This is a genomic window from Mesorhizobium sp. LSHC412B00 (assembly GCF_000503035.1).
Classification (GTDB): Bacteria; Pseudomonadota; Alphaproteobacteria; order Rhizobiales; family Rhizobiaceae; genus Mesorhizobium.
In genome coordinates this window covers 310,769-333,081 of the sequence record NZ_AYWB01000003.1, presented here as the reverse complement: position 1 = coordinate 333,081, position 22,313 = coordinate 310,769, and the positions used below count along the sequence as shown (strand labels likewise).

18 protein-coding genes and 1 riboswitch are annotated in these 22,313 nt (G+C 63.6%); of the genes, 7 read left to right on the top strand and 11 right to left on the bottom strand.

From position 1 onward, the window contains the following. Positions 1-90: 90 nt before the first annotated feature. A complete protein-coding gene (locus X757_RS156580) occupies positions 91-951 on the top strand; it encodes a cytochrome b/b6 domain-containing protein (protein ID WP_245275045.1) in 861 nt (286 codons plus the stop codon). A gap of 1 nt (position 952) precedes the next feature. Next, positions 953-1,744 carry a molybdopterin-binding protein gene (locus X757_RS156585; protein WP_023725714.1) on the top strand — a complete coding sequence of 264 codons (792 nt, stop codon included), beginning with the start codon at positions 953-955 and terminating at the stop codon, positions 1,742-1,744. A 152-nt stretch (positions 1,745-1,896) separates the two neighbouring features. On the opposite strand, the gene X757_RS156590 is transcribed toward X757_RS156585, so the two are convergent. Further along, the gene (locus tag X757_RS156590) at positions 1,897-2,895 is read right to left on the bottom strand and encodes a hypothetical protein (RefSeq protein ID WP_023725713.1); all 999 of its coding nucleotides are present in this window, start codon (positions 2,893-2,895) and stop codon (positions 1,897-1,899) included. Positions 2,896-3,094: 199 nt separating this feature from the next. Continuing rightward, positions 3,095-3,181, top strand: a riboswitch (glycine riboswitch). A 149-nt stretch (positions 3,182-3,330) separates the two neighbouring features. On the opposite strand from X757_RS156590, the gene gcvT reads away from it, so the two are divergent. From gcvT to gcvP, 3 genes are read left to right on the top strand one after another with little or no spacing between them, the layout of a single operon-like run. After that, positions 3,331-4,431, top strand: coding sequence for a glycine cleavage system aminomethyltransferase GcvT (gcvT, locus tag X757_RS156595; RefSeq protein WP_023725712.1), 1,101 nt, complete (start codon positions 3,331-3,333; stop codon positions 4,429-4,431). Positions 4,432-4,436: 5 nt separating this feature from the next. Beyond that, the gene (gcvH, locus tag X757_RS156600; RefSeq protein ID WP_023725711.1) at positions 4,437-4,805 is read left to right on the top strand and encodes a glycine cleavage system protein GcvH; all 369 of its coding nucleotides are present in this window, start codon (positions 4,437-4,439) and stop codon (positions 4,803-4,805) included. Between the two features lie 17 nt (positions 4,806-4,822). Beyond that, a complete protein-coding gene (gene gcvP, locus X757_RS156605) occupies positions 4,823-7,633 on the top strand; it encodes an aminomethyl-transferring glycine dehydrogenase (RefSeq protein ID WP_023725710.1) in 2,811 nt (936 codons plus the stop codon). Positions 7,634-7,645: 12 nt separating this feature from the next. Here gcvP and X757_RS156610 read toward each other — a convergent pair whose 3' ends face one another. The 10 genes from X757_RS156610 to cpaB form a co-directional block, all read right to left on the bottom strand. Beyond that, positions 7,646-8,809, bottom strand: a complete 1,164-nt coding sequence (locus X757_RS156610) for a GGDEF domain-containing protein (protein ID WP_023725709.1) — start codon at positions 8,807-8,809, stop codon at positions 7,646-7,648. Between the two features lie 161 nt (positions 8,810-8,970). Further along, a complete protein-coding gene (locus X757_RS156615) occupies positions 8,971-9,441 on the bottom strand; it encodes a hypothetical protein (RefSeq protein WP_023704531.1) in 471 nt (156 codons plus the stop codon). 133 nt (positions 9,442-9,574) lie between these two features. Further along, positions 9,575-10,627: a hypothetical protein gene (locus X757_RS156620; RefSeq protein ID WP_245261854.1), complete on the bottom strand. Its 1,053-nt coding sequence runs from the start codon at positions 10,625-10,627 to the stop codon at positions 9,575-9,577. After that, positions 10,558-11,523, bottom strand: a complete 966-nt coding sequence (locus X757_RS156625) for a type II secretion system F family protein (RefSeq protein ID WP_023725707.1) — start codon at positions 11,521-11,523, stop codon at positions 10,558-10,560. Before X757_RS156625 ends, X757_RS156620 begins: the two co-directional genes overlap by 70 nt. A gap of 1 nt (position 11,524) precedes the next feature. Continuing rightward, positions 11,525-12,490, bottom strand: coding sequence for a type II secretion system F family protein (locus X757_RS156630; protein WP_023688292.1), 966 nt, complete (start codon positions 12,488-12,490; stop codon positions 11,525-11,527). A gap of 4 nt (positions 12,491-12,494) precedes the next feature. Then, complete coding sequence (locus X757_RS156635) at positions 12,495-13,916, bottom strand: CpaF family protein (protein ID WP_023667600.1); 1,422 nt, start codon at positions 13,914-13,916, stop codon at positions 12,495-12,497. Next, complete coding sequence (locus tag X757_RS156640; protein ID WP_023667601.1) at positions 13,913-15,127, bottom strand: CpaE family protein; 1,215 nt, start codon at positions 15,125-15,127, stop codon at positions 13,913-13,915. Before X757_RS156640 ends, X757_RS156635 begins: the two co-directional genes overlap by 4 nt. 45 nt (positions 15,128-15,172) lie before the next feature. Next, a complete protein-coding gene (locus X757_RS156645; protein ID WP_023667602.1) occupies positions 15,173-15,439 on the bottom strand; it encodes a hypothetical protein in 267 nt (88 codons plus the stop codon). 4 nt (positions 15,440-15,443) lie between these two features. Continuing rightward, positions 15,444-16,844, bottom strand: coding sequence for a type II and III secretion system protein family protein (locus X757_RS156650; RefSeq protein WP_031251186.1), 1,401 nt, complete (start codon positions 16,842-16,844; stop codon positions 15,444-15,446). Positions 16,845-16,922: 78 nt separating this feature from the next. After that, positions 16,923-17,828 carry a Flp pilus assembly protein CpaB gene (gene cpaB, locus X757_RS156655; RefSeq protein WP_023681601.1) on the bottom strand — a complete coding sequence of 302 codons (906 nt, stop codon included), beginning with the start codon at positions 17,826-17,828 and terminating at the stop codon, positions 16,923-16,925. Between the two features lie 257 nt (positions 17,829-18,085). Between cpaB and parE the strand changes: the two genes are divergently transcribed. After that, positions 18,086-20,140 (top strand): DNA topoisomerase IV subunit B, encoded by a 2,055-nt coding sequence (gene parE, locus X757_RS156660; protein ID WP_023691142.1) that lies wholly within the window; start codon positions 18,086-18,088, stop codon positions 20,138-20,140. A 102-nt stretch (positions 20,141-20,242) separates the two neighbouring features. Then, on the top strand, positions 20,243-22,312 hold the full coding sequence (locus X757_RS156665) for an FUSC family protein (protein WP_023725705.1): 2,070 nt from the start codon (positions 20,243-20,245) through the stop codon (positions 22,310-22,312). Position 22,313: the final 1 nt, after the last annotated feature.

Here is a 22,313-nt window from a genome sequence, read left to right as displayed (position 1 = left end):
TTCGATAGCGACGTATTGGGAGGACAAGGACGAGCGCGGCCATCCCAGGATCGCGCAGCCGGAGGCGAGGAAAAGATGGAAACCATTACCATGAGTCAGCCCGGCGCAGGCGCCAATGCCGCCGGACCGAAGGATGCGACGCTGATCTACCGGCAATCGCGCTGGACCCGCCTGACGCACTGGCTGTGGGCGATCTCGCTGTTCTTCATGCTCTTGTCCGGCCTGCAGATCTTCAATGCCCGGCCCCAGCTCTACATCGGCAAGCAATCCGGCTTCGAGTACAACAACACCGTCTTTGCCATCGGCGCCGAAAACACCGCCACCGGCCCGCGCGGCTATACCGAAATCTTCGGCCATCGCTTCGACACCACAGGCGTGCTCGGCTGGTCTGGCCCGGCCGGGCAGCAAACCTCGCGTGCCTTCCCGTCCTGGGCGACAATCCCGTCCTATTACGATCTCGGCACCGCCCGCGTCGTGCATTTCTTCTTCGCCTGGATACTGACAACCACCTTGGTCGTCTGGCTGGTCGCCAGCCTGGTCAACGGCCATCTGCGCCGCGATCTGGCGCCGCGCCTTGACGATCTCAAGCGGCTGCCGCAGGACATCATCGAGCACGCCAAGCTCAGGTTCCACCACACACGCGAATACAACACGCTGCAGAAAATGGCGTATGGCGGCGTGCTGTTTGCGCTGTTGCCATTGATGATCATCACCGGCCTTGCCATGTCGCCGAGCATGAACTCGGTGCTGCCCTGGCTCAACGAACTGCTCGGCGGAAGGCAGACGGCGCGCACCATCCATTTCACGGTGATGGTGCTGCTGGTCGGCTTTTTCATCGTCCATATAATGATGATCCTCGCCGCCGGCCCGATCAACGAACTGCGCTCGATCATCACCGGCTGGTACCGCACCGATCCGCCAACGCATGGCGACACCGAGAGGAGTGCGTGAGATGGCCAAATTCCCGATCAGCCGCCGAAAGTTCCTAACGGGTGCCGGCCTCGGCGTTTCCGGCATCATGTTGTCGGGCTGCGATGCCTTCGACAGCCAGCTCGGCATGGGCGATGGCCTGCGCAGTTTCCTCGAAAACGCCAATGGCCTGACCTACCGCGCGCAACGCTGGCTTGCCGGCCGCGATGCTCTGGCGCCGGAATTCACCGAGGCCGACATCCGCCAGCCGCAGCGGCCGAACGGCGTCACCGCGCCCGACGATGACACCTACAAGGGCCTGCTCGCCAACAATTTCGCCGACTGGCGGCTGGAGGTAACGGGCCTGGTCGAAAAGCCGCTGTCGCTCAGCCGCGAGCAGTTGGAGAACATGCCGAGCCGCACGCAGATCACCCGCCACGACTGTGTCGAAGGCTGGAGCTGCATCGCCAAATGGACCGGCACCCCGCTGTCGCTGGTGCTCGACCAGGCTGTGGTCAAGCCGCAGGCCCGCTATGTCATGTTCCACTGCCTCGACACGATCGATCGTAGCCTCTCCGGGGAAATCAAATATTATGGCACCATCGACCTGATCGATGCCCGCCACCCGCAGACGATCCTCGCCTACGGCCTCAACGGCAAGCCGCTGCCGGTCGAAAACGGCGCGCCGCTGCGCGTGCGCGTCGAACGACAGCTCGGCTACAAGATGCCGAAGTATCTCTACAAGATCGAGCTCGTCGACAGTTTTGGCAATATCGGCGGCGGCCACGGCGGCTATTGGGAAGACAATGGCTATGACTGGTATGGCGGGATTTGATAGGCCTCGCATTCTGACCGAGCACGATCTGACTCCGACCGAACCGAGCTTGCCTGAGGAAGCCGGTTTCGAGCGCGTGGCCGAACTTGGCGATTGGCCTGAAGACACTCCAATATCGTCCTCTGCAAAACGGTCGCAGAAAACGGCGCGGGTTAAGCAACCTTGTCGAGCAGCGGCTTGAGCGCCGGATGTATCTCCGGCGACGCGTGTATGATGAGCGCCAGCAGGGCGCGTTCGTTCTCGTGCAGCGGGCGGTCTGTGCCGATGCGATCGGCCAGCCATTTCGCCTCGCTGGCGTCGATCGTCTCGGCACGGCGCGCGAGTGCCTCGGCGGCACGGTTCTTCGACTCCCATTCGGCCTCGATATCGCCGGGCGAACGATAGGCTTCCATGATGCCGGCCAGTCCGCCCGACACCATGCGGCTGAAGAAGCCACCAATTTCGGGCTCGGCCTGGTCCAAGAAACTGTCACGACGCAGCGCCACATCGCGCGTCGGCGCTTCGTAGCCGGCCGAACACATGACGAAATTGGCGAGCGCCTTGACGAACAGGTCGTTCCAGGACGGGTCGTTGTGGGCCGCTGCGGTCTGCTCGTTGATCTGGAACAGCACCTCGGCCTCAACCCGTGTGATGGCGATGTTACCGTCGCCGCCATAGGCATGGAGAATGCGGCGCAACAGATCGACCTCTGCCTTGGCGACCAGCCCGGGAACCAGCGCGCCGCCGAGCATCAGTGGTCCCTTGCCGTCGACCACCGCGTTGGCGACCTGCTCGAGCGCATAGGCGGAGAGCCGGCCGGGCGATGATTTCGCCCTTTCCAGCACATGCACCAGCAGCTCCAGTTCGGTCACACTGTCGACCATTCCGTCGCGCGAGATGGTCTGGATCAGCCAACCGGCATTGTCTTCAGAGATATAGCCTGCCGGCTTTTCCTGGTAGACGATGTAGTCGGTAACGGCCTCGACGAAGAATTCAGGCCATTGCGGGCATTTGTCCGTCGCTGTCGCATCGAGCGCGAACAGTGCTTCAGCCTCGCCGCGCGTCACCACGCCGTCAGCGAACACTTCGCGACGCAGCAAGACATCTTCCGCCGTGATGCGGTCCTTCGAGGCCAGCCCCGCCACCGGCGCGCTCCCGATCCGTTCGCCCATCTGTCAATCCCCATCCGCCGTGCCCAACGCAATTGCCGGCCAAACCGTCAGCCCAGAATATCGCCATTGTCTTGAAAAACCGGCAAACGGCGTGGTTAGCGAAGACTGTAAAGACGACGCGCTTTACGTGTCGCTGGCAGGTGACAAGGTGTCGCCGACAAGCTATGGATGGCGCGTCGAGGGCTTAAGTTTTGAGTCCTACCTGTTTGCGGGAGAGAGCAGCGCGAGCTGCCGCCGAAGGGGAAATCGCCCGAAATCTCTCAGGCAAAAGAACCGTAGACGGGAAAGACACTCTGGAAAGTCGGGGCTTGCCCCCGCGCCGAAGGTGTAAGCGTCGCCGACAGAGTTCCGGTTGCGCGAGTCTCTCAGGCTTCAGACAGAGGGGCACGGACTGGTCGCCAGCAGCGGCCGATTGCGTGCGACTCTGGAGATGACATGACGGGCGACGACACCAAACACCTTCCTCTCGAAGATCTGCACACCGCCGCCGGCGCACGCTTTGGCGCCTTTGCGGGCTGGTCGATGCCGCTGACCTATCCGGCCGGCGTGATGAAGGAGCACCTTCACACCCGCGAACATGCCGGCCTGTTCGAGATTTCGCATATGAAGCTGTTCGCTGTCAGCGGACCGGGCGCTGCGGCACTGCTCAACCGCGCCAGTCCGCTCGATGCCGGCGCGCTTGAGATTTCACAGTCCAAATATAGTTTCTTCCTCAACGAGGCCGCCGGGATCATCGACGATCTGATCGTCACCCGGCTCGGCGCCGAGCGCTTCATGGTGGTCGCCAACGCCGGGAATGCGGTCGAGGACGAGAAGCATTTGCGTGCGCTGGCCGCGGACTTCGACGTCAAAGTCGATGCGCTCGACCGCGTCTTCCTGGCGATCCAGGGGCCGGAAGCCTGGGCTGCCTTGTCCCGCGCCGGCATCGAGACCGGCTCACTCTTGTTCATGCATGGCATCGAGCCGAAGCAAAACTGGTTCATGAGCCGCTCCGGCTACACCGGCGAGGACGGCTTCGAGATCGGCCTGCCGGAGGCGGATGCGCGCGCTCTGGTCACGAAACTGCTCGAGGACGAGCGTGTGTTGTGGATCGGCCTTGCTGCCCGCGACTCGCTGCGGTTGGAGGCCGGCCTGTGCCTGCACGGCCAGGACATCACGCCGGAGATCGATCCGGCGAGTGCCGGCCTGATGTGGGCGATCCCCAAAGATCTCCGCGCCGGCGGGTCCTTCATCGGCGCCGATGCGCTGCGGTCCATCCTGGAGCGCGGGCCGTCGCAAAAGCGCGTCGGCCTGAAGCCGGACGGCCGCCAGCCGGTGCGCGCCGGCGCTGCTTTGTTCGATGCCGACGGCGATCCGGCCGGCTACGTGACATCAGGCGGCTTCGGCCCGTCGGCCGGCCATCCCGTCGCCATGGGCTATGTGTCAACGGCCTTGGCCAAGCCGGGCACGAAACTGTTCGCCGACGTTCGCGGGACGAAAATCCCGGTCGATATCAGTTCCTTGCCCTTCACTCCTCATCGCTACCGCAAAGGATAATTCCGATGGCAAAAACCTATTTCACACAAGATCACGAATGGCTGAGCGTCGAGGGAGGCATCGCCACCGTCGGGATAACCGACTATGCGCAGGAACAGCTTGGCGATCTCGTCTTCGTCGAACTGCCTCAAATCGGCACCAAACTCAGTAAGGGCGACACCGCCGTGGTCGTCGAATCCGTCAAGGCGGCATCCGATGTTTATGCGCCGGTTGATGGCGAGATCACCGACGCCAACGGCGCGCTGTCCTCGGACCCGTCGCTGGTCAACTCCGCTGCGACCGGCGACGGCTGGCTGTGGAAGATGATGCTCGCCGACGAAGGCCAACTCGCAGGCCTCATGGATGAGGCCGCCTACAAAGCCCATATCGGTTGATATCAGGACCTATTGCCATGAGCGCAGCACTTACCCCCTTCTCGGCCCGCCACATCGGTCCTGATGTAAACGATGTCAGAGCCATGCTTGCCGTGATCGGCGTTCCCTCTGTCGAGACGCTGATCAGCCAGGCTGTGCCGCAGTCGATCCGCCTCGATCTGCCGCTGACCCTTCCCGCGCCGGCGAGCGAAGCCGAAGCGCTGGCCGAATTGTCGGCGATCATGGCAAAAAACACGGTGCTGAAGAGCTTCATCGGCGCCGGCTATCACGGCGTCCACGTGCCGCCGGTCATCCAGCGCAACCTGTTCGAGAACCCGGCCTGGTACACCGCCTATACGCCCTACCAGGCCGAGATCAGCCAGGGCCGCCTGGAAATGCTGTTCAACTTCCAGACCCTGGTCACCGAATTGACCGGCCTGCCGGTGGCTTCGGCTTCCCTGCTCGACGAAGCGACGGCGGTGGCCGAAGCGGTCGGCATCGCGCTGCGCCATCATCGCGACAAGCGCACCAAGGTAGCGCTGGCCGGCACGCCGCATCCGCAGACGCTGGACGTCGTGCGCACCCGCGCCGAGCCGCTCGGCATCGAGATCGATGGCGAGACCATCGACGACAACACCGCCGCCCTGCTGGTCTCCTGGCCGGACACGTTTGGCGTCTATGGCGACCACAAGGCGGCGATCGAGAAGGCTCGCGCCACCGGCGCCGTGGTCGTCTTCATCGCCGATCCGCTTGGTCTCACGCTGACCGACGCGCCGGCCAGGCTTGGCGCCGACATCGCCGTCGGCGCGATGCAGCGCTTTGGCGTGCCGATGGGCTTTGGCGGCCCGCACGCCGCCTATTGCGCCGTCTCCGACAAGCTGACCCGGCTGATGCCCGGCCGCCTCGTCGGGCAGTCGATAGACAGCAAAGGCCGTCCCGGCTATCGCCTCGCCCTGCAGACGCGCGAACAGCATATCCGCCGCGACAAGGCGACCTCCAACATCTGCACCGCGCAGGCGCTGCTTGCCAACATGGCGACCGCATACGCGATCTGGCACGGGCCCACTGGTTTGCAGGCGATCGCAGCCCGAATTCATGAGCTCGCCAACGGCCTCGCAGCAGGCCTGAAAACCGCTGGTGTTTCCGTGCTCGGCTCAAGCCGTTTCGACACGGTGACGGCCGAAGTGAAGGGCAAGGCAGCTTCGATCGCCGCTGCCGCTGAAAAAGGTGGCCGGCTGCTGCGCGTCGTCGATGCCGACCGCATCGGCATCGCCTTCGACGAAACCTCGACCGAGGCGGATCTCGAGGCTATCGCCGCCCTGTTCGGCGCCAAGTCCGGCGCTACTGAGGCCGGCGCGATGCCCGGCAAGCCGCGCGGCAAGGAGTTTCTGACCCAGCCGGTTTTCCGCGAAAACCACTCCGAGACCGACATGATGCGCCTGCTGCGCAGGCTAGCCGACAAGGATTTGGCGCTCGACCGCACCATGATCCCGTTGGGCTCCTGCACCATGAAGCTCAACGCGGCGGCCGAAATGATGCCGGTCAGCTGGCCTGTTGTCGCCAACCTCCATCCCTTCGCGCCGGCCAGCCATTCGGCCGGCTATCGCGCCATGGTCGGCGAGCTGGAAGGCTGGCTGGCGGAGATCACCGGCTTCGACGCCGTCAGCCTGCAGCCCAATGCCGGCAGCCAAGGCGAATATGCCGGCCTGCTCGCCATCCGCGCCTTTCACCGTTCGCGTGGCGAAGGCCATCGCACCATCTGCCTGATCCCCCAGTCCGCGCATGGCACCAATCCCGCGAGTGCGGCGATGGCCGGCATGAGCGTCGTCGTCGTGCGTTGCCTGGAGGACGGCAATATCGACATGGACGATATGCGGGCCAAGGCCAACGAGCATTCGAAGAATCTCGCAGCCCTGATGTTCACCTATCCCTCGACGCACGGCGTCTACGAAGAAGGCGCGCGCCACCTGTGCGCTCTCATTCACGAGCATGGCGGCCAGGTCTATTTCGACGGCGCCAACCTTAACGCCCTGGTTGCTTTGGCGCGGCCCGCCGATATCGGCGCCGATGTCTGCCACATGAACCTGCACAAGACCTTCTGCATCCCGCATGGCGGCGGCGGTCCGGGCGTCGGTCCGATCGGCGTCAGGGCGCATCTGAAACCCTATCTGCCGGGTCATGTCACCGAAGGTTCGGCGCATGCCGTGTCCGCTGCCCCGTTCGGCAGCGCTTCCATCCTGCCGATCACCTGGATGTACATCCGCATGATGGGCGCCGCCGGCCTGAAGCAGGCGACGGAGACGGCGATCATCTCGGCCAATTATGTGGCGACGCGGCTCGCGCCGCACTTCCCGCTTCTCTACAAGGGCAGGCACGATCGCATCGCGCATGAATGCATCCTCGACACGCGCGTGCTCAAGGAGAGCGCTGGCATCAGCGTCGACGATATCGCCAAGCGGCTGATCGATTACGGTTTTCACGCGCCGACCATGTCGTTCCCTGTCGCCGGCACGCTGATGGTCGAGCCGACCGAATCCGAGCCCAAGCGCGAACTCGACCGGTTCTGCGAGGCGATGATCGCCATTGCCGGCGAGGCAGCGAAAGTGGCGAAGGGTGAATGGCCGCTCGAGGACAACCCGCTGGTCAATGCCCCGCACACGGCGGCCGAAACCCTTGCCGGCCAGTGGACCCACCCCTATTCGCGGCTGGAAGCGGCCTACCCCGCCGACGATGTCGATACAGCGGCCAAATACTGGCCGCCGGTCTCGCGCATCGACAATGTCGCCGGCGACCGCAACCTCGTCTGCTCCTGCCCGCCGCTGTCGGAATATCTCGGCGCCGCCGAATAACACTCTGGCCTGTCAGGCTGAGCGCAGGGCCGGTCCGTCGGCTTTGCCGTTGAGGACAAGCACGCGATTTCGCCCGGCGTTCTTGGCCGCGTAGAGCGCCCGGTCGGCCTCGGCCAGCACTTCATCCAGGCTGCTGCCGTCTTCCTTGCCAAAGCCAATGCCGCCGCTGACGCTGCTGCGCAACGGCCCGCGCGGCGTCGGCACCACTTCCGTGTCGAAGGCGACGCCGATCCTGCTGGCGAAATCGTAGGCCTTGTCTTCGGTCATCCGAGACATGACCAACGCGAACTCCTCGCCGCCCAGCCGGAAGGCGTCGACGCCAACCCTGTCATACTTCTTGATGACTGCGGCGAAACGGCAGAGCACCCGATCGCCGACGGGATGGCCATAGACATCGTTGGTTCGCTTGAAGTGGTCGAGGTCGAACATGGCGACCGACATGAACGGGCCGAAGACGCGCTCGCGATAGAGCGAGTTCAAAGCCCGCCGGTTCATCAGACCGGTCAACGGGTCGGTCAAGGTCTCGGCCTTCAGTTCGATCTGTGCCTGCAGATGATGCAGCGACAGCGTCAGCGCGCCGAGCGCCGTCATGCAGGCGACTGCCACGACCGAATTCAACCGCTCGGCCCAATTGTCGGGTGCGACGCCGAGCACCCACTGGCCCTTGACCAGAAGCACGGCGCCGCAGAGCCCGAAGGATACGCCGCAGACGCCGCTTAGCGCCGAAACGACCAGCAGAATGCCGCGATCCTGACTGCCCTTGATCCAGAACATCACCCCGATCGAGGCGAGCAGCACTGTTACCGTCGTATAGGTGAGGATGAAGCCGACACCATCGAAACCGAGATAGGTCACGCCGGCGCAGACAGCCATCGCAAGCATGGCCGGCAGGACAGCGCGGCTGTAATTTCGCACACCAAGATATTGCATGGCCGAAAGTGAAAGCGCCAGGAAACCGAGGCTGAGCAGCGCCAGCGCCGCCTGGCAAAGCAAGGGACTGGGCTCCCTCGTGTAGCGCCAGAAGACGATGACGTGGGCGACAAGGACGAGAATGCCGCACGCCACCGTCAGCACGAAGCGTGCACGCGGCGCCGTGAACCAGATCACAAACATGGTGACGCTCAGGCATGTGCCCGACAGCGCAGCCGCCAGCAATAGCGAACTGAAATCCAGCATGGATGAGCGGCAACCTTTGGGATCTTCGATTTGTGGCGCATCATAGGCATGCAACCGGCCGGAGATACCGTTTTCGGCCGGTTTTCAAAGCAACCTGCCGACAGGGTTTACAAAGCGTCGACTGCCGTCCCGCGAAGCTCGGCACGCGAGTGTCCCTAGTCTCAGCCCTTGTTGAGCAGCGCCAGATTGGCGTTGATCACGCTCGGGTCGGCCATGCCGGCCCTTGCTTCCATGAGCAGCGCTCTCGCCTTGTTCTTGTTGCCGCGCAGCAGCTGCGAATAGCCCATATTGTTGACAATCTGCGGCTTGCGCCCGGCAACCTTCAAAAGCTGGTCGTAGGCGCGGTCGGCGAAGTCGAAGCGGCCGAGTTCGTCATAGGAGGCGGCAAGCCCCATCCATCCCTCGGCACTGTCGGCCTTCAGTTCCACGGCCTTGCGGAAATGCTGTTCGGCAAGGCCGTAATTGGCCTCGCGGAACTGCGCCTTGCCTTGCGCAAGGTCGGAGGTGCTGACGTCTTTTGCCACCGGTTGGATCGATGTGGTCTTGGTTTTGTCGACGTTGTCGGTCGTGCAGCCGCCGACCATCAAGACGGCCGCTAGCGCGGCCATTACCGTGAAACTTCTGTGACGCATGCCCCTGGCCCCAATCGCCCGATTTACCGGGTCGTTCTCTGAGGAAGCAGACTACAACAGGGCGATTAAACTTCAGTGCGGAAACGCGCCTAAAATTTGGTTTCGGGCACAGAAGCCATTAACCAACCGAAGCCTATTCCGGCTCCAGCGCCTTGAGCCCCGCCGGAAACTGATAGCGCCTGCCGTCGTAGCGCAGCCGGTAGGTTCGTTTCATGGACCTGCCGGGATGGGACTGGCACTCGCCATTCTTGTCGACAGACGGATTGTCGGTGTCCAACCGCTCGAACACTGTGATGTCGTGATAGCCGTGATGTCTCGCCGGGCTCATCGCCAGGCTGACCCGGTTGGATTGAAAGGATCCTGCGCAATTGGTGTCGCCTTCGCCGCCAAAGCCGGCCACGATGATGCCGTCGAGCACCAGGCGCAGAGCACCGCCGTCAAGGGCATAGAGCCGCAGGTCGGTTTCACTGTAAGGATTCGGCTGCGAATGGTTTGCCATGTCGATGCGCAGGCCGAAGGCGCTGACATCGGGCGCCAATCTGTAGCGCCCGGTATCGAAGTCGATCTCGCGGATGCCGACGGCATCATCGGTCATCAGCCCGGGCTGGAGCAGGCGCTGGCGCACCTGCCGGGTCTTCCTGTCGACGACCAGAAGCTCGACATCGCCGAAATGCCCGTCGTCGCTGGATTGGGAGCTGTCGATCAGCGGCACGGCGACCAACAACAGGTCGTCATGGGCGGGCCAGATCTTGCAGACCACGCCGAATGGCGCATCGCCATCCCAAAGCGTCTGGGCGATGCTGGTATGAGGTTCGAGCGTGAAGGAGGCGCCATCGGCACTCTTTTGGGCCTTGGGATATGCCTGCTGCACCAGAGCGGCAGAGTCGCCGCAATCGTCGGCCGCGGCCGAGGCCGGCGACAGACTGGCCGCGGCGAGGCCGAGGAAGGCGGTGCACAAGACTATTCGCATGGACGGCTCACTCATTTTGCTTTTTGCGGACTTTGCCGAAGGAGAGCGGCCAAACCGGCCGGATATGACATCCAGGCGAAGCGTAGTTGAAGTGAGTAACCGCAGAAAGCCGCCGGGCGGCCACTTGGTATCTACTGCCTTGGTATCTACTGAACCGCCGTCATTTTGACGATGATCGGGATGACGGCGATCATCAGCACCACCGGCAGGATGCACACCACCACCGGCACCGACATCTTGGCCGGCAAGGCATGTGCCTTCTCCTCGGCCAACGACATGCGCTTGTGGCGCATTTCGTCAGAGAACACGCGCAGCGCCCCGGCGAGGCTGGTGCCGAGTTCCTTCGACTGCTGCAAGAGCGTGGCGAAGGAGCGCACCTCGTCCAGGCTGAGGCGGTCGGCGAGCGCCTTCAATGCATCGTCGAGGCTGCGGCCGGCCCTGAGTTCCAGCGACACCAGCTGCAGGTTTTGGCTCAGCGACGGATAGGTCTTGGCCAGTTCCTTCGAGACGCGCTCGATGCCGGCCTCCATGCTCATGCCGGCATCGGAGCAGACGATCATCAAATCCATGAAGTCGGGAAAGCCGTTGCGGTATTCGCGCATCTTTTCCCGCACCTTTTGGCTGAGCACCAGGCCGGGCACGAAATAGCCGGCGGCTCCCGACAGGATGATGAAGGTCCAGCGGCTGGTCGCGGTGGAATCGGCGCTGCCCATCCAATGGTTGACCAGGAACGCGCCGATCGCTGCGCCCACCAGGCAGGCGAAGCGGATCAGGAAGAATGTGCCGACCGCGCGCGGCTCCATATAGCCCGCCTGGATCAGCTTCATACGCAGCCGGGCGACATTTTCCGGATCGCTCTTGGCGTAGAATTCCTGCGCCCGCTTCACCGCCTTCTCGCGCACGACGCTCTGGTTCTTCTTCGGCGCCACCTCGGCCTGTTGGGGAGTCTTGCTGTCGTCGATCTTGAGCCGGCGCTTGAGATCGTTGCGGTCGCCTTTGGCCACCACCAGCGGCCATGCCACCGCGCTGCCGCCCAATGCCAGCAGCATCGCGGCTACCGGCATCAGCGACGTCGGCGCCAGCGAGGCAAGAAACTGGATCACCTGCTCCATCTCAGAACCGGAAGTTCGACATCTTGAACATGATGATGTTGCCCAGCATCAGCCATGTCACCGAACCGCCCAGCAGATACCAGGTCTTCGGCACATCCCAGACGCTTTGATAAAATTGCGGCATCATCACCATGATGGCGGCGAACAGCAGCGCCGGCACCGCCGTCAGGATATAGGCCGACATACGACCCTCGGTCGAAATGGCGCGCACCTTGCGGCGCAGCTTGCCGCGTTCGCGGATCGTCGTCGACAGCCCGTCGAGGATCTCGCGCAGATTGCCGCCCGAACTCGTCTGGATGGAAACGGCGGTGACGAACAGCGGCAGATCCTCCTGGCCGACGCGATCAAACAGTGAATTCAACGCCGAAACCAGGTCGGAACCATAAGTCACCTCGTCGGAGATAACGCCGAATTCGGTGCCGATCGGATCGGGCATCTCGCGCGACACCATGGAGATCGCCACCGGAACCGGATGCCCGGCCTTCAAGCCGCGCGTGATCAATTCCAGCGCCTCCGGCAACTGCACGCCGAAACGCTTCACCCGCCGGGCACGCTTGGAACGCAGCACAATTACCGGCAGCAGCGCTGTCAGCACCACAAACAGCAAAATGGCGAGCAACAGCGGCAGGCCGTACCAGAGCGCGACGAGCATCATCGCCAGCGCCACGCCCGTCGTCATCGTCAGGAATTTCGGCAAGGGCATCACCATGCCAGACTGCGTGCGCAGCGCGCGAAAACGGTCGGGCGAGAAGAATGACGTGCCGGAATCGAGGCCGCGTTCCTTGCGCAGCTGGATCAGCACCTGTTCCTGGCTGATCTTGTTTTCCTGCAGCTTCATGCGCCGGTTGATAGCCAGGCGCTTGTCGCTGCGGCCGGCATAGAGCAGATAGCAGCCTTCGGCGATCATGATGCCGGTCAGCGCTGCCGCGGCATAAACGACATAGATCGGGCTGAAATTCTCGAACACCCGGCTACTCCTGCGGCCGGCCGGGTTCGAAATATTTGCCGGGGAATTCAATGCCCATATTGCGCAGGTCCTCGAGGAAACGCGGGCGAATGCCGGTCGCCTCGTAGTGACCGAGGATCTTGCCGTCGGCCTCCATGCCAGTGCGCACGAAGCGGAATATCTCCTGCATCTGGATGACGTCCCCTTCCATGCCGGTCACCTCGGCGACGCTGGTCACCTTGCGCTTGCCGTCCGACAGTCGCGTCAGCTGGACGATAAGGTCGAGCGCGCTGGCGATCTGACTGCGGATCGACTGCACCGTCATCGGCATGCCGGTCATGCCCAGCATCTGCTCGAGGCGTGAAATGGCGTCGCGCGGCGTGTTGGCGTGGATGGTCGCCATCGAGCCTTCATGTCCGGTGTTCATCGCCTGCAGCATGTCGAAGGCCTCCTCGCCGCGGCACTCGCCGAGGATGACGCGGTCGGGGCGCATGCGCAGCGCGTTCTTGACCAGGTCGCGCTGCTTCAGCTCGCCATGACCTTCGATGTTGGCGGGGCGCGTTTCCATGCGCGCGACATGCGGCTGCTGCAGCTGCAGTTCGGCCGCGTCCTCGATGGTGATCAGCCGTTCGTCTTCCGGAATGAAGGCCGACAATGCGTTGAGCATCGTCGTCTTGCCGGTGCCGGTACCGCCCGAGATGATGGTCGTTTTGCGGGCGTGGACTGCAGCCGCCAGCACCTCGGCCATGTTCTGGGTGATGGCGCCGAACTCGACCAGCTTGTGCAGGCCGAGCTTGTTCTTTGAAAACTTGCGGATCGACACCAGCGGCCCGTCGACGGCGACCGGGCGAATGGCGGCGTTGAAGCGCGAGCCGTCGAGCATGCGGGCATCGACCATCGGTTGCGATTCGTCGACCCGGCGGCCGACGGCGGCGACGATCTTGTTGACGATGCGCAACAGGTGCGCCTCGTCCTTGAACGGGATATGGACCTGCTGCAGCTTGCCCCGCTTTTCGACGAAGCAGTTCTGGTGGCCGTTGATCAGGATATCGTTGATGTCGGGATCCTTGAGCAGCGGTTCCAGCGGCCCGAGGCCGACCATCTCATCGACGATGTCGTCGACCAGTGCTTCAAGTTCGACGGTGTTGATCGCCATACGCTCCTGGCGGGTCTTTTCCGACACGAACTCCTGCACCTGCCGGCGCATCTCATCCTTGGGCAGGCGCTCCAGCGCGACCAGGTTGATTTCCTCGAGCAGCAGCCGGTGGATGCGCACGCGGGCATCGAGCACCTTGTTGGCGCTTTTTCCCGGTGTTGTCTCCGGCTTCGGCGGCAAGGCCTTGCGGTTCGTCGGGATGACCACGGCGTGATGCGCGACCGGCGCCGCCTCGGCCGGCTTCAGCGCGCGGACGTCACGGTTCTGCAGGGTCGAGAAGCGGCTGGTCATCCGGCTTTCCTCTTCAGGAGGCCCCTGCCGATGCCGAACAGCGAGCGCGATTTCTCCGGCGTCACCACGGCTTCTTCCGGCAGGATGATCCTCTTCAGATCGTTGACGACGTTGGCGTTCGGGTCGATCTCATGCAGCGGCACGCCGCGGTCGACCGCTTCACGCACAAGCCGGTAATTGTTGGAGATGCCGCCGACGAAATGCTCGCCCAGGATTTCCTGGACATCCGCCTGCTTGATGCCGTTGTCGAACATCTTCTGCTCGAAACGATTGACGATGACGTTCGGCTTCACTTCCTTGCCGGCCGTCTCGTAGACCGCCTGGATCAGCCGCTGCGTGTGGCGCAGGCATGGCACCGTCATTTCGGCGACGATGTAGAGCTTGTTGGAGCCGAGCAGCACCGTCTCCGTCCACGGAAACCAGGTGCGCGGCATGTCGATGACGACGTTATCGAAATAGGCCGAGACGAGATCGAGCATGCGCACCACGACATCGGTCTTGAACGAGCGCATTTCCGACGGATGCGTTGGCGCCGCCAGCACGCAGAGCCCGCTCGCATGCTTGGACAGCATCACATCCAGCAGCTGACGGTCGAGGCGCTCGGGCTGGTTCTCGATTTCGGTGATGTCGAAGCGCGGCTCGAGGTCGAGATATTCGGCGCAGGCGCCTTGCTGGAAATTGAGGTCGACCACGCAGGTCGACGCGCCGCGCGTCACCGAATGATGCAGCTGGAAGGCGGTCTGCAGCGCCAGCGTCGTGGTGCCGACGCCGCCGGCGGCCGGCATGAAGGTATAGATCTGCGACTCGGTGTTTTCCTCGCGCCCCGGCCCTTGCAGCGCGCGCACGACCGACCGCACCAGATCGGCGGTGGTGATCGGCTTGACCAGGAAATCGGCGACCTGGAGCTGCACCAGGATACGCACTGCGGCTGCGTTGAATTCCTGGGTGACGACGACCACCGGAACGCGGCCTTCAAGCCGGCGCATGATGCGCTGCAGCGACTCGATCTCTTCCAGCTTTGCCGCATCCATGTCGACGATGAGCGCGCCGAAATCGGCTTCCTGGACCTCGCCGCGCAGTTCGGTAATGTTCTTCTCGACGGTCGAAAGCTGGATCACCTCCGAGGCCGCGAACGCGGTGCGCGTATCCTGCGCAAAGGTCCGGTCGCTGGACACCAGCAGGATCTTCTTGGTCTTGATGCCGCTTGCCATTTTGTCAGCCTGTCAGGTCATTCCCGGTCAAATCACCGGGGCAAATCAATCGGTTGTCGCTGTCGGTTGCACGGCCTTGGCAGCAGCAGCCTGGTCGGCGGCGTTGACTGCCGCCTCACTGCGCTGCGCCGGCACCAGCAGCCTGGTGTTCTGGACGCCGTATTTCCAGGGATCGACCATCTGCATGGCCGTATTGGCGGCCTGTGCGTTGCCGGCGGCAATCGTCGGTCCCTCGGAGCGGACATAGTCGTCGCTGGTGCAGCCGCCGGCGAGGCCGGCGATCAGCAGGGCGATGCATGATTCCACGCGCATGGCTTCAATCCTTCGGCAGGTCGAGGAAATGCCCGACGGTGGTGACCGCGGCCGGCTGTGGCGTACTGCCGCTGGCCATTGCCACTGCACGATTGGCTTCGGACGATTTCACTTCCTCGGTGTTGTTGAGGAAATAGTCGACATTGCTGGCCGGCTGCGTGCCGTCGGTCGGCTCGAGCAGCTTCTTCGACGGATCGACCGGCTTGACCAGATAGGGGGTGACGATGATCACCAGATCGGTCTCGCGCCGCTGATAGGATTTGGAGGAGAACAGCGAGCCGAGCACCGGCAGCTTGCCGAGGCCGGGTAGACGCGATGTGGTAATGTCGTTCTGTGACTGCAGCAGGCCGGCGATCATGAAGCTCTGGCCATTCTTCAGGTCGACGGATGTTTTGGCGCGGCGCACGATAAAGCCCGGGACCGAGATATTGCCGATATTGTAGGAGGCCGAAGCGTCGATCGAGGACACTTCCGGCGCGATGTCGAGGCTCACCAGCCCGTCCTTGAGAACCGTCGGCGTGAAGTCGAGGCTGACGCCGTATTTCTTGTAGCTGACGGAAATCTTGCCATTGTCCTCGGAGACCGGGATCGGGAACTCGCCGCCGGCGAGGAAGCTTGCCGTCTGGCCCGAGCGGGCGATCAGGTTCGGCTCGGCCAGCCGCCTGGCGAGACCACGTTCCTCCAGCGCCTTGATGGCGACGTCGATCGACAGGCCGTTGGACAGCAGCCGGCCGATGATCTCGCCATTGCCGGCTCCCGGCACCGTGCCAGGATCGAGGGTGACGTCGCGCCCGCCAATGCCGTAAGCGAAATTGGCGCTGTATTTGGCGCCGAGATCCTGTCCGGCCTGGCGATTGATCTCGACGAAGCGGACGTTGAGCTGAACCTGCTGCGAGGACGAGATGTTGACCGAATTGATCACTTCTTCATTGCCGGAGAAGCGGCTGGCGATCTTGCTTGCCTTCTCGGCGGCGACCGCGTCATCGGCCTCGCCCGACAGCACGACGCGGCCATTGGCCGAGCCGACCTTGATCTTGGCGTCCGGCACGCTGGCGCGAATGGTGCTGGCCAGCTGGTCGGTGTCCAGCGTCACCTCGATGTCGACGGTGCCGACCAACTGCTTGTTCTCGTCGAACAGCGCGATGCCGGTGGTGCCGAGATTGTTGCCCAGCACATAGAAGGATTTGTCGGTCAGCGGATTGACGTTGGCGATCTCCGGATCCCCGATGACGATCTGGTAGAAGGCGGCATTGGTCATGACCGTCTTCGGCTTGCCCTTGGCTACCTTGATCGACGCATTCGTTGTCGACGAGACATGGACGATATCGTTGTCGGCCTTGGCTGGCGCGCTGAGGCCGAGCATTACGGCCGCGGCAAGGCAAGCCCCCACCGCAAGCGCCCGCATTGGGCGCAGCCCTTTCGTCGTTCGAAATGCATGAAGTCCCGACATTTGTCCCGCCCCTCGCCCGGTCCCCACCGGCAGTTATTGCTGGTCCCGCGCAGGAACCTGGTATTCTTCGACCTGCGTGCCGCGCGTCACGATGATCGTCTTGAATTTCGGCTTCTCAGGCTCCTTGGTCGCGGCAGTGAACAGCGCGCCGGCAGCGGCCTGGACGCCGGAGGCGACCGACCCGCCGAAGGACGAGATGGTGGTGACGCCGTCCTTGGCGGCCCCTCCGTCTGCGGCCGAGCGGAGCGACAGCGATAAGGTGCCGACGGTGCGGGCAAGCGCCACTTTCTGCGCGCCTTCGGTCGTCACCTCGATGGTGACGGAATTGGCGATCTGCGGTGTGGTCTGGCGCTCGTCGGCGCCCTGCCCCACGGTCAGCACCTTGGCGTCGGAGACGACGATCTCGGAGGTAACGGTCGATCCGGCAGCGCCCTGCGCGTTCTTGGCCACTTCCTGGATTTCGCCCGCATCGCGTGTCAGCACCACGTCGACCCGGTCGCCCGGCATGACGAAGCCGCCGACACCGGCGATCTCGTCGGTGCGGATTGTCACCGCCCGCATGCCGGGCGTCATCATGTTGGATAGCGTCGCGCGGCCGTTCGGCCCCGACAATTTGCTGATCAGCACCGGCTCGTTGATCTCGATCGGCGACAATACCACGCGGCTGCCTTCGGCGAGCAACGCATTGACTGTGGTGAACGCGCCCTGCGGCACCGAATCCTCGGACCATGGGATTTCGCTGAGCTGCGCCCGGTCAAGCTCCATGCCGTAACGCAGCGGCGCGTTGGCCACCACGATGGTCTTGAAGACGACCTTGGGGACGGCGGGCGCCGGGATCGACGCCGTTTTCTCTTCGGCATCGGCCTTGGCCTGGCTTTTCACCCAGAAATCCGCAGCAAAGATTGAAATCGCGCCGAAGACGGCAGCGATGCCAATCATCGTTATGGCCTTGCCCCTCACAACCAACCCCTGACATTCGTGGTCTTTTGTTTTGTTGAGGCTACGCTAGGCCGCTTTGTTAAAGATTCAGGAATCGCGGCCGCTCCGCACGGACCTATTTCCGCCGGCTTGGTTATCGAAAGGTTTTAGGATAAGAAGGGTTTAATCCCCGAACGTAACAGGAACTTCCGTCGCTTGGCGCCGAAAAGCGTGGCAGTATCGACGGGTGATTCGCGGCACCGGATTCTATGGTAGGCATGGACGACAACAACGATCTTTTCGGCAATCTGGAAAAGCAGCCCCAACCGGCTCGGACACCTTCGCGCCCGGCCGACCCGCTGGTGCAGGCCACGAAGCGTCCTGCCGCGACCAAGGACGGCAGCGAGGGCTATAGCGCCGCCGACATCGAGGTGCTGGAGGGGCTGGAGCCGGTGCGGCGCCGTCCCGGCATGTATATTGGCGGCACCGACGACAAGGCGATGCACCATCTGTTTGCCGAGGTCATCGATAATTCGATGGACGAGGCGGTCGCCGGCCATGCCACCTTCATCGATGTCGAGCTGTCGGCCGACGGATTTCTGACCGTCACCGACAATGGCCGCGGCATTCCGGTCGATCCGCATCCGAAATTCAAGAAACCGGCGCTCGAAGTCATCATGACGACGCTGCATTCGGGCGGCAAGTTCGATAGCAAGGTCTATGAGACCTCCGGCGGTCTGCACGGTGTCGGCGTCTCGGTCGTCAATGCGCTGTCGGACCATCTCGAAGTCGAGGTCGCGCGCGGTCGCCAGCTTTACCGCCAAAGGTTCTCGCGCGGCGTTCCGGTGAGCGGGCTGGAGCAGCTCGGCGAAGTGCACAACCGGCGCGGCACCAAAATCCGCTTCCATCCCGACGAGCAGATTTTCGGCAAGGGCGCCGCCTTCGAGCCGGCGCGGCTCTATCGCATGACCCGCTCGAAAGCCTATCTGTTCGGCGGCGTCGAGATCCGCTGGAGCTGCGACCCATCGCTGATCAAGGAAAAGGACCAGACGCCGGCCAAGGCGGAGTTCCATTTCCCCGGCGGCTTGAAGGACTATCTCAAGGCATCGCTCGGCGATGATTTCCAGGTGACCCGCGAAATCTTCGCCGGCAAGAGCGAGAAGCAGGGCGGCCACGGTTCGCTGGAATGGGCGGTGACCTGGTTCGGCGGTGACGGCTTCGTCAACTCCTACTGCAACACAATCCCGACCGGCGAAGGCGGCACGCATGAGGCCGGCTTTCGCAATGTGCTGACGCGCGGGCTTCGGGCCTATGCCGACCTGGTCGGCAACAAGCGCGCCTCGATCGTCACCTCCGAAGACGTGATGATCTCGGCGGCAGGCATGCTGTCGGTGTTTATTCGCGAGCCGGAATTCGTCGGCCAGACCAAGGACAGGCTGGCAACGATCGAAGCCATTCGCATTGTCGAGACCGCCATCCGCGATCCCTTCGACCACTGGCTGGCCGACAATCCGCAGGAAGCCTCCAAGCTGCTGGAATGGGTGATTGCGCGCGCCGACGAGCGGGTGCGCCGGCGCCAGGAAAAGGAAGTGTCGCGCAAGAGCGCGGTGCGCAAGCTGCGCCTTCCCGGCAAGCTCGCCGACTGCACGCAGAATGCCGCCGCGGGCGCCGAACTGTTCATCGTCGAAGGCGACTCGGCCGGCGGCTCGGCCAAGCAGGCGCGCGACCGCGCCAGCCAGGCGGTGCTGCCGCTGCGCGGAAAAATCCTCAACGTCGCCAGCGCCGGCAACGACAAGCTAGCCGCCAACCAGCAGATTTCGGACCTGATTCAGGCGCTCGGTTGCGGCACGCGCTCGAAATACCGCGACGAGGATTTGCGCTACGACCGCGTGATCATCATGACCGACGCCGACGTCGACGGCGCTCACATAGCCTCGCTGCTGATCACCTTCTTCTACCAGGAAATGCCGAACCTGGTGAATGGCGGCCATCTCTATCTGGCGGTGCCGCCGCTCTATTCGATCCGGCAAGGCGGCAAGGTTGCCTATGCCAGGGACGATGCGCACAAGGACGAGCTGTTGCGCACCGAATTCACCGGCCGCGCCAAAGTCGAGATCGGCCGTTTCAAGGGCTTGGGCGAAATGATGGCCGCGCAGCTCAAGGAAACCACCATGGACCCGAGGAAGCGCACGCTGCTCCGGGTCGATGTCATCGACGCCGTGGCGGCGACCAAGGATGCTGTCGACGCGCTGATGGGCACCAAGCCGGAAGCCCGCTTCCGCTTCATCCAGGAACGCGCCGAATTCGCCGCAACGGAAGTGCTGGATATCTGAGCGCCGGCCGACTCTTTGTTTTGACGCAGTTCCGGGCGGAAAACCGTTTCACACTTTTCCTCGAATTGCTCTAGCCTGCGCTTCCGATACGGAGACCAGCTTGTGATCTGGGCGCGGCTGAAGAGCTACTTCGAAACCAGTTTGGCGGGCCTGAGGCAGCCGACGCGCTCGGATTGGATTTTCGCCCTGCGCACGGTTTCGGCCGGTCTGATCGCGCTTCTCGCTGCTTACGCGCTAAAACTCGACCACCCGCAATGGGCGATGATGACGGTCTTCATCGTCGCCCAGCCGGTCGCCGGCATGGTGCTGGCGAAAGGTTTTTACCGGCTGCTCGGCACGCTGGCCGGTGGACTTGCGGCGATCGGCATCACCTCGGTTTTCGGCACCAATCCCTGGCTGCTGGTCACGGCGCTGTCCGTCTGGATTGGGCTGTGCACGCTGGTTTCGTCGCTGCTGCGCAATCCGGAAGCCTATGGCGCCGCACTTGCCGGCTATACCGCGATGATCATTGGGCTGCCGGCTTTCGGCCAGCCGCACGTGGTCGTCGATCTCGCTGTCGCGCGCTGCGCGGAGATCGTGCTCGGCATCGTCTGCGCCGGCCTGACCAGCCGGCTGATCCTGCCCAAGCTGGCCGCTGACGCCATCATCTCCAGGCTGAAGCGAAGCATCCTCGACCTTGCAACCTATGCAGGCGGCGCTTTTTCCGGTGGCGACCCGGCGACGCTGGCCGGCCTGGACCGCAAGCTGATCACCGACGCCCAGATGCTGGCCGAGATGCGCGCCTATGCCCGGCTCGAAGCACCGAGCTTCGCCACCCGCGCCCATCCGGTCCGCCTAACCATCGGTCAGCTTCTCTCGGCGCTGTCGGCGGCGCGCGCGCTGCATTCGCATGCCGCGCCGAAAAACGCAGCGCTCATTCCGGTACGCTCCGAACTGCAGTCGTTGGTCAGCGAGCTGGCAGCGACGCCCGAGGCGCTGGACGACACGTCGCCCTGGGTGACGCGGCTCGACGCGATTGCCGGCAAGGCCCGGCAAATGCCCGACGCCTCGACCGATCAGGGCGACGACAGGGTCGGCACCATAACCCGCCTCACCATCGCCGCCGATTTCGCCGAAGCCTTCAAGCAGGTGCTGCGCGGCCTCGACGCCCTGCGCGCACCAGTGACGCGCCCGAGCCGGATCAACAGGCAGCAGCCTGCGCTGGTGGTGCACCGCGATTATCCCGGGGCTTCGCGCAATGCCATACGCGCGGCGCTGGCCACGCTGGCGGTCGCCGCCTTCTGGCTGACGACGAAATGGTCCGACGCGGCCGGCACCGTCATCCTCGTTGCCGTCGTCTCCAGTCTTTTCGCCGCGCGGCCTGACCCGGTGCGGGTGTCCTGGGGCTTCTTCAGGGGAACGCTGCTGGCTTTGCCCTTTGCCTTCCTCGTTGGCCAGGTCGCGCTGCCTGCCCTGCCCGGCTTCGGCTGGTTCACGCTGTTTGTCGTGCCGATCCTGGTGCCGACGGCGCTGGGCATGGCCAATCCGCGCACCGTCGGCGTGGCGACGGCCTTCGCCATCAATTTCCTCGCCTTCCTCAGCCCGCATCAGGCGATGACCTATGCCCCAGGCCCGTTTTTCGCCGGCTCGGCGTCGGTGCTGGTCGGCATCCTGCTTGCAATCGGCGTCTTCATCGTGGTGCTGCCCGCCGATCCATGGCTCGCCGCCAACCGCATCGTGCGCGCCATGCGCGAGGATCTGGCCCGCCTGTGCCTGCATGAGCGGGTGCCGCGGCGTTCGGCCTTCGAGAGCCTTGCCTATGACCGCATCAACCAGCTGATGCCGCTGCTGCAGAATACCGGCAGGAAAGGCGATGCCATCCTCGGCGGCGGCGTCGCCGCCGTCACCGTCGGCCTTGAAATCCTGCGGTTGCGCGCCGCGCAGCAGAGCCCGGCCATTCCTTCCGAAACCGCGCTTTCGATCGACAATTTCCTGCGCGGCCTGGCGCGTGAACTGCTCTTTCGCGCACCCGGCGATCCGCAGACGGCAACCATCACTGTGGCCCGGCAATATGCAGCAGGCCTCTCAGAGCGCAGCAGCAGTGCGGATATGCTGCAAATCGCAGCCTCGCTGCGCATCATCGCCGCCGCGATCGAAGACTTTCCGGATTTTTTTGCGAGGGATCGCGGCTAGG

Bases quoted from the DNA above. Each gene is read 5' to 3' on its own strand.
- cpaB (WP_023681601.1), bottom strand. From the start codon at position 17,828: ATGATTGGCATCGCTGCCGTCTTCGGCGCGATTTCAATCTTTGCTGCG.
- X757_RS156580 (WP_245275045.1), top strand. From the start codon at position 91: ATGAGTCAGCCCGGCGCAGGCGCCAATGCCGCCGGACCGAAGGATGCG.
- X757_RS156590 (WP_023725713.1), bottom strand. From the start codon at position 2,895: ATGGGCGAACGGATCGGGAGCGCGCCGGTGGCGGGGCTGGCCTCGAAG.
- X757_RS156635 (WP_023667600.1), bottom strand. From the start codon at position 13,916: ATGACCAGCCGCTTCTCGACCCTGCAGAACCGTGACGTCCGCGCGCTG.
- X757_RS156615 (WP_023704531.1), bottom strand. From the start codon at position 9,441: ATGCGTCACAGAAGTTTCACGGTAATGGCCGCGCTAGCGGCCGTCTTG.
- gcvT (WP_023725712.1), top strand. From the start codon at position 3,331: ATGACGGGCGACGACACCAAACACCTTCCTCTCGAAGATCTGCACACC.
- gcvP (WP_023725710.1), top strand. From the start codon at position 4,823: ATGAGCGCAGCACTTACCCCCTTCTCGGCCCGCCACATCGGTCCTGAT.
- X757_RS156640 (WP_023667601.1), bottom strand. From the start codon at position 15,127: ATGGCAAGCGGCATCAAGACCAAGAAGATCCTGCTGGTGTCCAGCGAC.
- parE (WP_023691142.1), top strand. From the start codon at position 18,086: ATGGACGACAACAACGATCTTTTCGGCAATCTGGAAAAGCAGCCCCAA.
- X757_RS156650 (WP_031251186.1), bottom strand. From the start codon at position 16,844: ATGCGGGCGCTTGCGGTGGGGGCTTGCCTTGCCGCGGCCGTAATGCTC.
- X757_RS156625 (WP_023725707.1), bottom strand. From the start codon at position 11,523: ATGGAGCAGGTGATCCAGTTTCTTGCCTCGCTGGCGCCGACGTCGCTG.
- X757_RS156645 (WP_023667602.1), bottom strand. From the start codon at position 15,439: ATGCGCGTGGAATCATGCATCGCCCTGCTGATCGCCGGCCTCGCCGGC.
- X757_RS156610 (WP_023725709.1), bottom strand. From the start codon at position 8,809: ATGCTGGATTTCAGTTCGCTATTGCTGGCGGCTGCGCTGTCGGGCACA.
- X757_RS156585 (WP_023725714.1), top strand. From the start codon at position 953: ATGGCCAAATTCCCGATCAGCCGCCGAAAGTTCCTAACGGGTGCCGGC.
- gcvH (WP_023725711.1), top strand. From the start codon at position 4,437: ATGGCAAAAACCTATTTCACACAAGATCACGAATGGCTGAGCGTCGAG.